The organism is Bdellovibrio sp. CKG001, from assembly GCF_055397465.1.
This window is the reverse complement of sequence record NZ_AP029173.1, coordinates 3,492,783-3,507,561: the sequence shown is the minus strand read 5'-3', so window position 1 is coordinate 3,507,561 and position 14,779 is coordinate 3,492,783. Positions and strand designations below refer to the sequence as shown.

Below are 14,779 nucleotides of genomic sequence, written 5' to 3'. Positions count from 1 at the left end.
GATGTGGTGGCGAGTTCTTTTGGCATTGAGTCTTATGTTGTCTGCGGGTGCGAAAGCATCGACGGACGTGGACAGTCTTGCCAAGGACTTTGAGGCCACCAAAAAAAAGCTTGAAGCCGAAGAAATCAAACAGCGTCAGGTTCTGTCGGCTTTGTATCAGTTAAATAAGAAAATCAAAAAAATCGTGACGGAAAAAGGGGAGCTTTCCCAACAGCGTGCTTTTCTGGAAGTCGGTGTGCGCAATCTGACCGCGAAGGTTGAAGAGCTGGATCAGAAATCCAAACAACAGCGCCTGTTGCTAGCCGAACGTCTGCGCGCGATGTACAAGTTAGGTGGACCTTCGATTGCGCGTTTTCTTTTCTCCTCCTCCAGCTCCGTTTCTTTGGAACGGAATTTAAAAATTCTGGGTGTGGTGGCTGCACGTGATCTGGAGCTGATTAAAAACTACACCAAAGACCTTAAGGATCTGGAATCAAAAAGGAAAAGTCTGGCGCAGAAGCTGGAAGGGTTGAAGTCGGTGGAACTGAAGATCGCCAATCAGGAAAAGGCTTTGCGCAAAGAGCAGGACCTGAAGAGCAAGCTTCTGGATGGAATTCGTAAGAATAAGATGTTTGCCATCAATAAGATCAACGGCCTTCGTGAAAAGTCCCTGCAGTTCAATATTGAGGATGCTGGACTTTTTGATCTGCTCTTCAAGCCGTCTTTTGCAGATCAAAAAGGGGCGTTGCCGGCTCCGCTTGAAGGGGTGGTAACTCACAAATTTGGACTTATGAAAGGCCAAGAACACCCCTATACTTTAACACACAAAGGTGTCTTCATCGCCGCAGCCAGGGGCAGCAATGTCAAAGCCGTGTTTGATGGAAAGATCTCATATGTGGGCGAAATTCCCGGTTTTGGAACAACGTTGATCGTGGATCATGGTGATCACTACTACAGCGTTTATTCCCATACTCAGGATGTGAAGGTGAATACCGGCGATGAAGTCACGGTTTCACAGATTCTGGCTCAGGTGGGCGAGGCTCCGATGGATGGCGCCTCTGGACTTTATTTTGAGATTAGACATTTTTCCGAACCCTACGACCCGCAACAGTGGATGAAAGGACTCTAACACTATGCAATCACTTAAACGCTACTGGAAAACCTACATACTGGGCGGCGCCCTTCTGCTGGTTTTGTTCATCATGGCAGAAACAGGTTTCCAGGTTAGAGCCTTTGCGCAGGAAAGGTATGCGGATCTTCAGAACTTCAGTAAGGTTCTGAACCTGATTCAGCAGTACTATGTGGAAGAGGTTAACACCAAGAAGCTGGTTTACGGCGCCATCAAAGGAATGTTGCGCGAGTTGGATCCCCACACCAACTTTATGCCACCAGACATGTTCAAAGACTTTGAAACTGAAACCAGCGGAGAGTTTGGTGGTCTCGGAATTGAGATCTCGATTCAAAACGGCATCTTGACGATTATTTCACCGATTGAGGACGCTCCGGCGTGGGAGGCGGGAATCAAGGCGGGGGATAAAGTTGTGGGTATCGACGGCACCAGCACCAAGGGCATGAGCCTGGTGGAGGCGTCCCAGATGATGCGTGGAAAAAAAGGCAGCAAAATCATTCTGCGCGTGGTTCGTGATGGCGAAGATAAACCACGGGATATCACGGTGGTTCGTGGCAGCGTGAAAATCAAGTCTGTGAAGTACACTGATTTGGGTGATGGGTTTGCTTATGTGAAAATCACAAGCTTCATTGAAAACACAGCCAAGGATCTGCAAAAGGTTGTTGAAAATCACATGAAGAACAATAAAAACCAAATGTCTGGTTTGCTTATTGATATGAGAAGAAACCCAGGTGGTTTGTTGGATCAGGCGATCAAAGTCAGTGACATGTTCCTGAAAGAAGGAACCATCGTTAGCACCATCGGTCGTAACAAGAATGACAAGGAAATTGCGACAGCCACTAAAAAAGGACAATTCACCAACTTCCCGATTGTGATCTTGGTCAATGAATACACGGCCAGTGCCAGCGAGATTGTGTCCGGTGCTTTGCAGGACAACAAACGTGCTTTGATTGTCGGTCAAAGAACATTCGGCAAAGGCTCTGTGCAGTCCGTGATCAAACTGGGCGATGGCAGTGGTTTGAAATTGACTGTGGCCCGCTACTACACACCAAGCGGAGTTTCGATCCAGGCGGAAGGTATTCATCCTGATATCGAAATCGAAGATGTGGATACAGAAGCGTTTTCAAAGGCGATCGTGAAATCCGTGACCACGCGTGAGGGCGACATCGCAGGACACCTGAAGGGTGATCGCGAGAAAGCCGCGGAAAAACTTGACGTAAAACAAGGCGCCGAAGAGGGTGCGTTAGCTTGGTGGAAAGACGTGGGATCAAAAAAAGAAGACAAGCTTTCGCCACGCGACAAACTGTTCAAGACAGACTATCAGGCATATCAAGCATTTAGCTATCTTAAGGCTTGGGACACGCTGAAAGCTTTGACGCGCTAGTTATTGATTAAGGAATTTAGAGGCCCTACTCTACCGCAACAAGCAAGGCAGAGGGGGCCTTTCATGTTTAAAAAGACTAAGTTTATCATAGCCTTAGGCATGTTCGTGGGCTCAGTTTCTCAGGCTCAGCATGTTGGATTTGAAAAAGGCAACTCTCTCACAGTGACTCCCATTCAAGGACAAGTTCGAGTGATGTGCGGTGGATTCAACGGCAGTGGATCTGCAGTTTACACTTGCCGAGATCTTGTGATGTCACCAAACGCTTATGACTATTTCGTGGGTCCTCGCGATGGCCGAGCCACGAAGGTTGAACTGACAGCCGTTCATCAAGATGGCTCCAGTCGCAGCAAGACCGAAAGCTATTCAGGCTCTCGCGGTCGCAGCGAAGATGCTTTTAATCTGTGGATTTCAACTTTGTTCCAAAAGCCTCTGCTTGAAAATGGAACGAACAAGATCAGCTATCGTTTATTGGGAAGCAATGCTGTATATGCTGAAGGCACCTTCACAGCGGTCGTCAATAAAAGCGTTCCCAAAGAATGTCCGGCGACGACTTATCAGTCCACGGATATCAACGACTGCAGCTCTCAGTATTCCGTCTGCCAACGCTACTTCCGCGAGTTTAACAACTGCCAATAAGGTCACTTGTCTGATTTTAAGAGGCAATGGACAGGCTGACGGCGTTTCGGCCGTTTTTCTTGACGTGATAGAGCGCCTCATCGGCCTGGTGAATCAGGCCGTCTATATTTCCGTTCCAGTCTGTTCCTGAAATGCAGGCCACTCCAGCACTGACTGTCACGCGCAAACCCGGCGCAAGATCCGACATATCACAATTTAAGATCTCCATGCGAATGCGTTCGGCAACATCCTGACCTGCGGCCGGATTGGTAAAGGGCAGAACTGCCAAAAACTCTTCGCCACCGACTCGTCCAATCATATCTCCGCGGCGCAGACTCTTGGAGCCCAGCTTCGCCACTCGTTTGATCACCTCATCACCGATGGCATGCCCATAAGTGTCGTTGATCTTCTTGAAGTGATCGATGTCGAAAATAATCACGGCCAAAGAATTCTTCTGGCGGCGGCAGTTGCTTAAAGACTGTTCTGCGAAATCCAGGATATGGCGTCGGTTGGGGATGCGAGTCAGCTCATCTGTCAAAGCCAGTTCACGCATACGACGAGCCGTGCGAATCTGACGAATCGTGAAAAGAGCCGTCAATCCCAGAAGCAAACTTGTCAGAACAAGAATCACCAGCTGAGCTTCGTTTTTGGCCTTCAGCATGCGGTTGTCTTCTTCCTTTTTGCTCAGATCGAACTTGAAGTTCAACTGGCGCAACTGTTCGTCGGCTTTGATCTTGTGAAGGCGGTCCGATTGCTTCTTAAAATCCAAAAGGGAAAGATAGGCTTCTTTCCACATGCCGATTCCTTCAAAGAGGCGGGCTTCTTCTTCGCGGATCTCCATGGCAAGCTGAACGGATGAAGGTTCTTGGTTAAAAGAAGCCGCTTTCTTCAGGTTCTCCAGGGCCAGTTTGTTGTTGCCAAGTTTCAGATGTGCTCGTCCCAGTTCCAGATAGGACTGGGCCAAGGACTTCGGAAGATTCATGTCTTGCAACGTGTGAATGGCGCTTTGCAAGTGGCCAAGGGCTTTGGCCGGCTGATTCATATTGTTGTAAAGCGAACCCAGTGCGCGTTCCACGACGGCCTGACTTTTTACGTTCCCCAGGGTTTTGTGAATGCTCAAGGACTCTTGTAGATGGCTCAGAGCTGACTTGTAGTCACCCAGATCTTCATAGCGGCGGCCCATATTGCTCAGGACCACTGCGATGTTGCGCTGTTTGTTCAGTGAGCGGTTCCTTTCCAGAACTTCTTCAAAGTATTCCAGCGCCTTTTTGTTTTCACCCATACGTCCATACAGGACCGCGATGGAATTTAAAGTGATGCGCTCCATGTTGGTGTTTTTTTGCGCGACAAACAGGTCTCGTGCTGTCAGAAGACTTTTCAGGCTTTGTGAAAATTGATTTTGATAGGACAGCAGTTGTCCCAGATTCAGCAGTGCTTTGGCTTCCACCTCGGGCAGCTTTTCACGCTGACTGACTTCCAGAACATTCATCAGTCCTTCCAAGGCAGTTTTGGATTCACCCATGGTTTCCAGAGCGGCATAGTGACAAAGTTCGATTTTCAGACGCAAGTCTGCGTTCAGGCTTTCGGCCCCTGCATATTTTCGGGTGATCTTGAGGGCTTCGGTCGGATCATTGTTGTCCACCAGCAGCTCGCACTTCAGCAGATCTTTTTCAAGATGAAGGCGGGTTTCTGTCACGGGGATGGTTGATTCGATCTTTTGGATCATTTCAAAAGCTTTGCGTGGATCAGCACCCGCCAGTTCCTGAGCTTCTGACAAAAGTTCCTGCCCGGGTGACGAAGCAAGGGCAGAAGAGCCAAAGATTCCCAAAATGAGACATAGAAGAATAGATCTGTGCATTGGGTGTTCTTTCGGTAAAAACATGCACAGACTAAAGTGAAACCTCTAAAGGGTGGCGCACCATTGTAAGGGTGGCAAGTCGGCATCACATTCTTCGTTCAGATATTGAATCAGGGCCTGAGTCATTTCGGGACTTTTGATGTCGTCCGGCTGGTGCACAAAGTAGTAGACTCTTTGCAGACCGGCCTGGCTCCAGCGATTCAGTCGGCGCGCCCATTCCTGAGACCGGGTGTAGTCACTGGGATCCAGGTCGTTGCCAATGATCCGCAACATAGTAAAAGGGGCGCTGATTGAGGTGTGAGCCAGGTCGCGACGGCCCGCGACGTCGGTAATCACCAGTCCCAGTCCGCGATTTTGCAGGTACTGAGTCAATGCTGGCAGAATCTGTCGGTCCTTAAACCAGCTTGCATGGCGGAACTCCAGCGCGAGTTCAAATTCCTGAGGCCACTGCTGCAGAAAATAAAACAGCGTCGCCTTGCGGGAATAGTCAAAGTGCGGAGGGAACTGAACAAAACAAGGCCCACGATGTTCTTGCAGGCTTTCCACAAAACGCAGCCATTCTTTTAGAAGTGACTTGTCCAGCAGGCCCTGCTCGGAATGCGAAAGGCCCTGAAACACCTTCGGACAAAACTGAAAATTGGGGGTGACTTGTTCGCGCCATTTTACAACTTGTTCGTGGGACGGAATACGATAGTGGGATGTGTTCAGTTCAATGGTGTTGTAGTTCTGTGCGTAATAAGACAGGAAGTCAGCAGCTTTGGTTTTTTCCGGATAGATTTTGCCGATCCATTCTTTATGTCCCCAGGCCGGGGTGCCCAGAAGAAAACGTGTGGGCCCTTCAGTGCGGGGAAGCTTGTTCAAATAGGCCAGAGATGCACCATCATCCGGCGGCAAGGACCAGTCAACATTCGCGATGGAGGAAAGCTTTCCGAACTCCATAAGTAAATTCCGGGCAAAAAAAAGCCCGTCAGACAAAGGCCTGACGGGCCATGATCAATCAGAAACTAGTGGTTTTCTTCTTTCAAAGAACCCGCTGGAACTTCTTTCACTTTCACGGACTTATTCAGGAAAGCGATCACTTTTTCTTCAGTCAGCATGTAAGTCAGGCGGGAAGCCTGCTCTGGACGACCGTAGAATTCTTTGATGCGAGACACTTCGATGCCTGTTTGTTGAGCGTACTCAGCAAACTTAGCTTCCAGGTCTTCTTTTTTGCAGAACAAATCGTGTTTCTTGGCGATAGCGTCCACAAGGAAGGAAGACTGGATCATTTCAGCAGCAGTCTTTTCGAAATCGCCATCCCATTTTTCAACGTAAGATGCGAAATCATCAGGACCCATGCCTTGTTCAGCCATGCGTTTTTTGAAGTCTTCAACCAAAGAAGCTTTTTGTTCTTTCATCAAAGACGGTGGAACCTCAACTGGGTTTTCTTTCACAAGAGTTTTCAAAAGACGGTTTTTGAAAGCGTCTTCAACGCGTTTGGTTTCAGTTTGTTCAAGATCTTCCTGGATGGATTTTTTCAAAGCATCAAGGTCAGAAGGGCCGCCCAAAGAAGCGATGAATTCGTTTGTCAGCTCAGGCAAAACTTTTGTTTTGATCTGGTTCAAAGTCACTTTGAACTCTACTGGTTTACCAGCAAGCTCTGCAGAGTGGTATGGATCCGGGAACTTCAAAGAAAGAGTTTTTGTTTCACCCTTCTTCATGCCCACGATGCCGTCTTCGAAGCCTTCGATGAACTGGTTGGCACCCAACTCAAGGTTGTGGTCAGTGCCGGAACCGTTTTCAAGTGGCGCGCCACCCATGAAACCTTCAAAGTTGATAACTGCAACATCGCCTTTTTTGGCAGCGCGGTCTTCAGCAACAACTTCGAAAGTTGCGCGGGACGCACGGATGTTTTCAAGAACTTGTTCGACTTTCTTAGGATCGAATTCGATTTTTTCTTTTTCAACTTCCAGACCTTCGTATTTTTTCAAAACGATTTCCGGGCGAACATCGAAAGCAGCAGAGAAAGAGAAGTCTTTGTTCTCTGTTGGATCTGCGAATTCAAATTCAGGATAGCTGATAGGCTCAAGCTTGTGTTCGTTCAAAGCTTCAGAGTAGTGCTTTTGGATCAAGTCTTGAACAACGTCTTGTTTCACGCGGTCAGCGTAAAGACTTTTGATTGTTGCCAATGGAGCTTTACCTTTGCGGAAGCCTTTGATTGTTACTTCTTTTTGGATGCCATTGAAGATCTTTTGGAAAGCAGATTGAACAGTCGCTGCAGGAACTTCGATGTTCAACTTTCTAGAAAGATTAGAGACCTTTTCTACGTTTGATTTCATGTCTATTTCTCCTAAGTTACGCCGACGCGTTATAAACTGGTGGATAGTAGAAGACAGGCCGACTTTAGGCAACCGTAATGCTGTGCGTAATGCCTATAAATCAGAGGTCAGAGACACTCTTAGAACCTATGAAGCAAGAGATTCACTTTGTGACAGGAAAAGGGGGCGTGGGGAAGTCCATTTTGGCGGCGGCCCTGGCCTTAAAACTCAGTCAGGAGGGGAAAAAGACCCTTCTTGTTGAGCTGGGCGACCAGAGTTTTTTCAAAGATTTTTTCGGCGTACCTCAGGTCGGTTTTCAGCCCACCTCGATCCGCCCGAATCTGTCTTTGGCTCTTTGGACGGGCGAGGCCTGTCTGCAAGAGTATGCAAGGCACTTCATCAAGGTTGAAAGTCTGGCAAAACTTTTCTTTGAAAACGCCGTCATGCGAGCCTTCATCAACGTGGCGCCGGCCCTTCCCGAGCTGGCGATCCTGGGCAAAGTGACCAGTGGTCCCCGCAAACACGGGCCGCCTTTGCCATTTGACTGTGTTGTGGTTGATGCTTTTGCCACCGGGCATTTCATTGCTTTGTTGGAAGCCCCCAAAGGGATGGCCGAGGCTGTGCAGTTTGGTCCGATGGGAGAGCAAAGCCGCAGTATCGACGCCCATCTGCGCAATCCTGAGATTTGCAAATACCATATTGTGACCTTACCGGAAGAACTTCCTTTGAAAGAAGCCGACGAGTTGATTTCGCGACTGAAAGCAGAATTTTCCATTGCTCCGGAATTGATACTGAACAAAATGATGGAGACCTCGGTTTCCGAAGGCGAGCTGCAGGCTGTGCAAAATGAGGGCGGAGATCTGGCGAAGTTTGCGGAATATCTTGAAAGCCATATTCAACGTCAAAAGCAGATGTGGTCAGCAGCTGAAAAAATGGGAGTTCGTCTGACCAGGGTGCCTTTGTACTTTGAAAATCAGCCGTGGGTTCTGGTGGAAAAAGTGGCGGGAAATCTTCGATGATATCACTTTTTGAAAACACAAAAGTTCTGGTGTGCGTGGGCAGTGGCGGGGTGGGAAAAACCACGGTGGCCGCGTCTTTGGCGGTGCTGGCGGCGCAAGAGGGCAAACGTGTCCTGGTTCTGACCATTGATCCGGCCAAGCGTTTGGCGCAGACCCTGGGTATTGAGGGCAGCAAAGATATCACCCGTGTGCCGGGACAAAGCTTCAAAGGGGAGCTGTTTGCCTCGGTCATAGATCACAAGAAGACCTTCGATGACTTCGTCGCCCGGGCGGCGCGAAAGACCGAAGCAGCTCAGAAGATCTTTAATAACAGCCTGTACAAGCAGCTTTCCACCAACCTGAGTGGCTCCCAGGAATTCACGGCTTTGGAGAAACTTTATTCCTGTTACGAATCCGGTGAATTCGATCTGATCATTCTGGATACACCACCGACCAAGCACGCTATTGATTTCTTGAACGCCCCTCAAAAACTGTCAGCCTTGTTTAATGAAGGAGTGGCCAAGTGGTTCCGTGATCCCGAGGGGAAAAAAGGTGGATTCTTCGGCCATCTGTTGCAGTCCGGGACGCGACAGGTTTTGAAGGTCCTGGAATCTTTGACGGGCTCGAATTTCATTCGCGAGTTAGGAGACTTCTTTGTCAACATCGAGCAATGGCAGGAAAAGCTTCTGGGCCGAACCGTGGATGTTCACCGTATGCTGGTAGCGCCCACGACACAGTTCTGTCTGGTGACGTCGTTTGATCAGGCCAAGTTAAAGGAAGCCGAGTATTTCTCCAAGGAAATCAAAAAAGGCGGATACCATCTGGGAACCGTTGTTTTAAACCGCATCTTCCCTTACTGGCTGGACCTCAGCACGGCTCAGGATCCCGGAAAAGAACACGAAGACCTTGTGAAGTTGTATTCCCAGATGCGCTCCTACTACAATCAAAGGGATCAGCTTTATCGCCAGTTTGAAGCAGGCATGAAAGGTGATGCACGGGTGTTTCGCATTCCAGACCTGGTTAAGGACATTTCCGATCTTTCGGGACTGGAAGAGCTGGGGGCCCTGATTGTCGAAGGAGAAAAGAAAGCATGAAGAATCTTTTGCCAGTGGCGGTGTTTCTGCTTTCCGGATGTTCCTTGTTTCAACGCCAACCAGATAATACAAGTCAGGTTCAGGCGCAGGAGCAGGCTCAGCTCGTCAATGCGGAAAAAGCTTTGGCGGCAGGCAGTTTTGATCAGTCGGTGATTTTGTTTAAGGAATTCCAGGGGCTTCATCCTCAATCACAATATTTGCAGGCGTCTCGTCTGGGGGAAGCCCAATCCCTGGCAGGGCAGGGGAAGTGGCACGAAGCCTTGGATTTGTATCGTGATATCGCTGTCAAAACACGCATCTATCAGCCAGAGATTGCAGCTCAGGCCATTTACCGAATGTCTTTTGCTTATGAAGCCCTGGGGGATGACGCTAAAACCGTGGCATCCTTGCTAGATGCAAAAAATCTGGGGCGTTATTTGCCTTTGGAAACGGCCCTTGCTGAAATTCCTGCGCGTCTGGCGATTGTCTATGGTCGACAAGATCGTGAAAATGAGGCCGTGGCCTACTTAAACGAAGCCGAGCATGGAATCGAGAAGGTTCAGGCGGAAAAAGGTGCTGAACTTCCGAAAGACTGGCTGGTTAAAACGTATGTGCAAATGGGTGGTGTTTCCACCAATCAACTTTCAGCGGACAACTTTGCGGCCTTTATCCGTGGGCAGAAGTTGGTGCAGGTGTACTTACTTCGAGCTCTTCGTCTGGGGGACAGTGTCTGGTCCGCCCGTGCGCTCAAGACCTTGATGGAAACCTATCGTGATCTTTACACGCAAGTGGAAGCGCAAACCGAATCCCGTCAGCTTCAGTCCCACTTCGGTGCCGAGCTGCTGGGTTTGATGGAGCGCGCAGAGCTTTACAGACCCCTCAGCGGTCAGAATATGAACTCTTATGAATCTGAGTTCTTTGCATATCTCTTAGAGGTCCGAAAGAAAACTGAATTGCTTATTTACAACGCCGGTGAAACGATGGGTCTGACAGAGGAGTCCCAGCGTCTGCACAGTCTGAAAAGGGCCGGGCGAGTCAAAGTCGACGTGCTCTTGCCTGAGGAGAAGAAGTCCACTATACCTCTTCCCCCTAAAGTGGTTCCCTCGGAAGATCCTAATTTATAATTTCTGTTATTGCTGTACGAAGGAGATACTATGGCGAAACTGATTCTACACCAACAAACACTCGCCAATATGAATGAGATTTGCGCTTGGTTTGCTTCCAAGACGGCGAACATGTCCTATCCCATCTATTCCAGCTACGATATCCGCGATTCGGGATACAAGATTTCCAACGTGGATGCCAATATTTTCCCGGCAGGATTTAACAATATCTGTCCGACCGACAAGGAATCTGCGGTGGCATTGGTTGAAAAGTACATCACCAAGCACTATGGCGCCGGAATCAAAAATATCATGCTGGTGACAGAGGAACACACCAACAATGCCTTTTACTGGGAAAACGTCCACACCATTCGGAATTTGATCGAATCCACGGGTCGTGCGGTCAAGGTGGCGATTCCACGTGAACTGCCAGAGCCGTTGAAGCTGACCAGCTCTGCTGGGAACGAAGTGATTGTTCATTCCGCCTTGAAAGACGGCGAGCTGCTGAAGTCCTTTACGCCGGATTTGATCATCAGCAATAATGACTTCTCTGAGGCCTATGAAGAGTGGGCACCCACCATGAGCGAATTCCCCATGAATCCGCCGCGAGAACTGGGTTGGTATCAAAGAAAAAAAAGCACCTACTTTAAGTACTACAATCAGCTGGCCAGCGAGTTCGCCGAAGTGGCCAAGATTGATCCGTTCCTGCTGCGGGTAGAAACCGAACTGTTTGAGCATTTCGATATCGGCGACGAGGGCAGTCGCAATGCCTTGGCGGAAAAAGTGGATCAGATGCTTCATCGTCTGCGCGAAGAATACAAAAAGCGCGGTATCACACAGGAGCCGTTCGTGTTTGTGAAAAACAATGCGGGCACCTATGGTTTGGCTGTGATTCGAGTGGGTTCCGGCGAGGAAGTGAAGTCCTGGTCCTACAAGTCCCGCAAAAAAATGAAAGCGGCCAAAGGCGGTCGCGAAGTCGAGGAAGTGATCATTCAGGAAGGCATTCCTTCAATTGTGCAAGCAGACGGAGCCAGTGCTGAGCCCGTCATCTACATGCTTGGTTGTGAACTTGCCGGGGGCTTCCTGCGCACACATGCGGAGAAAAGCTCGACCGAAAGCTTAAACAGTCCCGGTGCGGTTTATAAGCGCTTGTGTGTGTCAGATCTGGCCATCAATACGCCGGGCTGTCCCCAGGAAAACGTTTATGGCTGGACAGCGAAACTGGGTCTGTTGGCCATCGCAATGGAGGCCCAGGAAATGGGTGCCGTTTTCAAAGGTTATACACCTGTTGGCTGTGGCAAATAGCTGTTCATTCAGAAAAGAAAAAAGGCCCGTCTTTCAAAGAGCGGGCCTTTTTTATTAGTAGCAAGCTGGCAGATGGGATTGGATGTTTCCAGCCGCATCCAGCGAAAGTAGCAGTGACGGGGCATCGTTGACAGTTCGATAGAAGATCACATTCCGAGTCTTCTCATCCCGGCAGGGGTGGCCTCCCAGATCCAGTGCGATCAGATTTAACTCGCTGTCAAAGTAGTAACTGCTCCAGTACGGAGTTTCCTGAAGAATGCTGGAATGAACGATGTAAGTCGTCCCTTTGTACTTCAGGCTGTGGCCTGACTGAGGCAACTGGTCACTAATGTAATCCGGCCGTTCCTGTTCGTCGAAGGTCCACCGACTTCCTGAAATTCGATGGAGGCCTTCATCATCAGTGATTAAGGTGGAAGGCAGTCCACACAATTTGGTGTCAAAGTCCTTGTGTACATTCAGGCGGCGTAAGGTGCCATTGTCGTCCAGCTGGACATAACCTAAAGCTGGCAGATCTGTGGAGTGGCAGTTATAGCTGATGTGTTTGCGAATAAACATCTGCTGCGCTGCCAAGGTGCCTTCGATCACGTGGCCGGCCTCGTTCAGTGTGATGGGGATATTCAACCAACCTTTTTTCGAGGACTCATAGCCGATGGCAAACTTCAGGTTCTGGCTGGTGTAGCTGGTGAAATGAAGTTCTTGAAGCAAAGCGATGTATTCAGGCAGCGTCAGGCCTGCGAGTAAGTTCGTATGAAGAACCAGGTTGAAGACGCGGATTCTTTCAGACGCGGGTTCTTGGGTAACGCTATTCATGAACTCGCGGTAAATGATCTCGTGAACGATCAGCGCGGCCTGGTTGTCCGAATCCAGCTGATTCCACAGATTCTGGTTAATCATGTAGCGTTTGCTGTTCAGGATCGATGGATTTCTTTGGAATACCACCTGCTCCAGCTGGCAGTTGTTTGGAATGATGACCATGCCCAGATCGGGTGTCTGGTTCAGGGCGGCGTCGTGCACCCACAGCACTTCGTTGAAGAAAGCCAAGGCCCAGGATTTGTATTGGGAGGCACGTGCTTTATCATGTGATTCCAAGCGGGCAATGATATCCAAAGCTTTGGACTGTGTGTGGGACTGAGAGGAAAACTGAATTTCGCCCAACTGTCGAGTTTCGTTTTCGTGCAGATCAAGAACCACAGGTTTTTTGCCAACACAGGCCAGGACAAAGCCGGCATTGCCGCGATCATACCAATTGTTGGCCTGAGCGCACAGGGCGCCAAATACAGTCGCAACAACAAGAAGCAGATTTATACGTTTCATTTTCTAACCTTTGTTACAGGCACAAGTTGAACATTCAGATTGTAAACATCGGTCTTAGGTCCCTGGGTCAAAAGGGTCGCCATTTTCCTGCGGAAGTTTTTAATCAGACGTTTTGCTTCCGGAATCTTTTTACGATTCATGGGAAAGGTGATGGAAGTGATGTCCCGGTATTCCAAAGGAATGCGGTCCATGGAATCCAGAACCTGCACCAGCGTTTGTTTGTGAGAACGGCGCAAAGATTCGGAAGGAATGTTGTTGGTGGTTTCCAGTTGTTTGTGAGTGACAAGGAATTTACCACCTGACACTTCCAGCAAACCCACGCGGCAAAGACGTTCAATGGCAGCATGAGCCACTTCGACGGGGATATTCAGACGATCGGCAATCCATTCAGCATTTGGCTGGAATGTTTTCACCGGCACCAGAGCCAGGATGGCGAAGTGATACCAGTCACTGATGACAGCGAATTCATCTTCTCGCAGTTGTACTTCCGGCTGCAGTGTTTTGATTTTACGCTTGTCGAACTCGATAAGGCCCTTAAGGTGTTCAAACTCTGAATCGGGCAACCCGAGTCCTTTGATGATCTGCTTGCCGATGGACATAGTCATGATGCGACGGCCATTGATGTAGTCGCTCAGGCGGCTGGAGGGGATACCTAAAATTCGGGCAAATTGAGCATTGGTGAGTTCCGGCGCGGTGTTGCGTCGTCTCTGGTATTCGTTCAATAAGAACTCGGATGTCTTGTTCATTTGAGGGTATATCGCTTATGCCTTCCGGGGGTGTCAAAGGCCAAATGGGTGCCCTCAAACCAGAGAGGCATTCGCATTGGTAATTACCAACTTTTCACGCGAAAAAGCATTGCCGCCTTGAAAAGGACGAAAATATTTCACGCAGAATGGCGGCTTTTGGACTGGATTTAGGTAGGGAAAGTGGGCTCGGAAAAGTGTCAGAAAGGGTGTTTTTCGCGACCAAAATCCAGCAAAAAAACAAAATAGAATGTGCCCAAAAATCACCATGATATCCTAATCAAAAGGACACTTTTAATTATGAGAAAAATCTTAGGTGGGGCCGGGCTTTTTGCGTTTTGTTTTCTGGCAGGCTATGGCTTGTTAAAGTCCAATACAGATGAACTTCAAATCAATCGTGATCCCGCAGCCGTGAGGAATAGTTTTGATTTCTCTCACCTCAGTGGGGAAAAGCTTCAAGAGGCGGTGAAGCAAAGACTGTTAACCGGTTTGGAAATCAAGAAGAACGCACAAGGGGCAGGCATTGCCTTGGGTCACTTTGTGTATGTCGATGAGCGCGGCAGCAAAAAGCTGGCTTGTCAGGAATTTCAAAAGGTCTTCCTGAACTTCGAGGCTGAAGGTGTTTCTATTGGTGGCGACAAACCGCAAATGGAAGTGGAAGGTCGATGTGATTTCTCTGAAGATATGTCCCGGATCAATGCTTTGTATGTGCCGGTGGCCCGTATCCTTGGGGAGCGTCCCGGCGATGGAGAATTCCAATTCAACGAGGGTCCCAAAGTGACAGTTCGTTTTACCAATCTTCCCGATGACTGGCCTCGCACTTGGTTGTTGAAGTCCGTGAAGTTGGTCAATGAAAGCGCTTCCGAGGCGTTGGTCGTTGAAGGTCCCGAGGTTGCCCAAACTCTGGGGCATCCGGTCGTCTTTAGCTGGTAATATAAAATTAGAATCGTTTGGTTAAAAAAAATCCCCCATGCTGAAACA

Annotated in this window: 13 protein-coding genes; 8 read left to right on the top strand and 5 right to left on the bottom strand. The window is 49.0% G+C overall.

All coding sequences use genetic code 11. From position 1 onward, the window contains the following. Position 1 precedes the first annotated feature (1 nt). The 3 genes from ACZ50P_RS16550 (at position 2) to ACZ50P_RS16540 (ending at position 3,128) form a co-directional block, all read left to right on the top strand. On the top strand, positions 2-1,108 hold the full coding sequence (locus tag ACZ50P_RS16550) for a murein hydrolase activator EnvC family protein (protein WP_464135228.1): 1,107 nt from the start codon (positions 2-4) through the stop codon (positions 1,106-1,108). Positions 1,109-1,112: 4 nt separating this feature from the next. Then, positions 1,113-2,492: a S41 family peptidase gene (locus ACZ50P_RS16545; RefSeq protein ID WP_464118884.1), complete on the top strand. Its 1,380-nt coding sequence runs from the start codon at positions 1,113-1,115 to the stop codon at positions 2,490-2,492. Positions 2,493-2,555: 63 nt separating this feature from the next. After that, on the top strand, positions 2,556-3,128 hold the full coding sequence (locus tag ACZ50P_RS16540; RefSeq protein ID WP_464118883.1) for a hypothetical protein: 573 nt from the start codon (positions 2,556-2,558) through the stop codon (positions 3,126-3,128). A 16-nt stretch (positions 3,129-3,144) separates the two neighbouring features. On the opposite strand, the gene ACZ50P_RS16535 is transcribed toward ACZ50P_RS16540, so the two are convergent. From ACZ50P_RS16535 to tig, 3 genes are all read right to left on the bottom strand, one after another. Continuing rightward, positions 3,145-4,965 (bottom strand): tetratricopeptide repeat-containing diguanylate cyclase, encoded by a 1,821-nt coding sequence (locus ACZ50P_RS16535; protein WP_464132445.1) that lies wholly within the window; start codon positions 4,963-4,965, stop codon positions 3,145-3,147. A gap of 45 nt (positions 4,966-5,010) precedes the next feature. Then, complete coding sequence (locus ACZ50P_RS16530) at positions 5,011-5,904, bottom strand: DUF72 domain-containing protein (protein WP_464132443.1); 894 nt, start codon at positions 5,902-5,904, stop codon at positions 5,011-5,013. Positions 5,905-5,969: 65 nt separating this feature from the next. After that, positions 5,970-7,283: a trigger factor gene (tig, locus tag ACZ50P_RS16525; protein ID WP_464118880.1), complete on the bottom strand. Its 1,314-nt coding sequence runs from the start codon at positions 7,281-7,283 to the stop codon at positions 5,970-5,972. 128 nt (positions 7,284-7,411) lie between these two features. Between tig and ACZ50P_RS16520 the strand changes: the two genes are divergently transcribed. Genes ACZ50P_RS16520 through gshA form a run of 4 tightly spaced genes read left to right on the top strand, consistent with a single transcriptional unit; the run spans position 7,412 to position 11,741 of the window. Then, complete coding sequence (locus tag ACZ50P_RS16520; RefSeq protein ID WP_464132441.1) at positions 7,412-8,281, top strand: ArsA-related P-loop ATPase; 870 nt, start codon at positions 7,412-7,414, stop codon at positions 8,279-8,281. Next, a complete protein-coding gene (locus ACZ50P_RS16515) occupies positions 8,278-9,354 on the top strand; it encodes an ArsA family ATPase (RefSeq protein ID WP_464118878.1) in 1,077 nt (358 codons plus the stop codon). The genes ACZ50P_RS16520 and ACZ50P_RS16515 overlap by 4 nt, the downstream gene beginning before the upstream one ends. Continuing rightward, entirely contained in the window at positions 9,351-10,457 is a 1,107-nt protein-coding gene (locus tag ACZ50P_RS16510; protein ID WP_464132439.1) for a tetratricopeptide repeat protein, read from the top strand. The genes ACZ50P_RS16515 and ACZ50P_RS16510 overlap by 4 nt, the downstream gene beginning before the upstream one ends. Before the next feature lie 30 nt (positions 10,458-10,487). Beyond that, complete coding sequence (gshA, locus tag ACZ50P_RS16505) at positions 10,488-11,741, top strand: glutamate--cysteine ligase (protein ID WP_464132437.1); 1,254 nt, start codon at positions 10,488-10,490, stop codon at positions 11,739-11,741. 54 nt (positions 11,742-11,795) lie between these two features. On the opposite strand, the gene ACZ50P_RS16500 is transcribed toward gshA, so the two are convergent. Both ACZ50P_RS16500 and ACZ50P_RS16495 read right to left on the bottom strand, forming a co-directional pair. Continuing rightward, positions 11,796-13,055, bottom strand: a complete 1,260-nt coding sequence (locus ACZ50P_RS16500) for a hypothetical protein (protein WP_464132435.1) — start codon at positions 13,053-13,055, stop codon at positions 11,796-11,798. Beyond that, positions 13,052-13,801 carry a TIGR02147 family protein gene (locus ACZ50P_RS16495; RefSeq protein ID WP_464118874.1) on the bottom strand — a complete coding sequence of 250 codons (750 nt, stop codon included), beginning with the start codon at positions 13,799-13,801 and terminating at the stop codon, positions 13,052-13,054. Before ACZ50P_RS16495 ends, ACZ50P_RS16500 begins: the two co-directional genes overlap by 4 nt. Before the next feature lie 297 nt (positions 13,802-14,098). On the opposite strand from ACZ50P_RS16495, the gene ACZ50P_RS16490 reads away from it, so the two are divergent. Then, positions 14,099-14,731, top strand: a complete 633-nt coding sequence (locus ACZ50P_RS16490) for a hypothetical protein (protein ID WP_464118873.1) — start codon at positions 14,099-14,101, stop codon at positions 14,729-14,731. Positions 14,732-14,779 lie beyond the last annotated feature (48 nt).